The sequence below is a fragment of the Bacillus cereus group sp. BfR-BA-01453 genome (assembly GCF_022662915.1).
GTDB classification, from domain to species: Bacteria; Bacillota; Bacilli; order Bacillales; family Bacillaceae_G; genus Bacillus_A; species Bacillus_A paranthracis.
This window is the reverse complement of record NZ_JAKUEN010000051.1, coordinates 1-277: the sequence shown is the minus strand read 5'-3', so window position 1 is coordinate 277 and position 277 is coordinate 1. Positions and strand designations below refer to the sequence as shown.

Sequence of the window (277 nt, the reverse complement as noted above, 5' to 3'; positions counted from 1 at the left end):
CGCGCCCGAGAGGAGTCGAACCCCTAACCTCTTGATCCGTAGTCAAACGCTCTATCCAATTGAGCTACGGGCGCATATGGTGCCGAGGGCGGGGGTCGAACCCGCACGGTGGTCACCCACCGCAGGATTTTAAGTCCTGTGCGTCTGCCTGTTCCGCCACCCCGGCATGTCATATTGAAAATTGGAGCGGAAGACGGGATTCGAACCCGCGACCCCAACCTTGGCAAGGTTGTATTCTACCACTGAACTACTTCCGCAAGACATGTATGAGTTATTT

The 277-nt window shown here is 55.6% G+C and carries 3 tRNA genes; all 3 read right to left on the bottom strand.

Features of this window, described 5'->3' with window-relative positions:
- A tRNA-Arg gene (locus tag MR070_RS26965) sits at nt 1-74 on the bottom strand.
- Between the two features lie 3 nt (nt 75-77).
- Nucleotides 78-166: transfer RNA gene (locus MR070_RS26960), tRNA-Leu, on the bottom strand.
- Between the two features lie 16 nt (nt 167-182).
- Nucleotides 183-257, bottom strand: a tRNA-Gly gene (locus MR070_RS26955).
- Nucleotides 258-277: the final 20 nt, after the last annotated feature.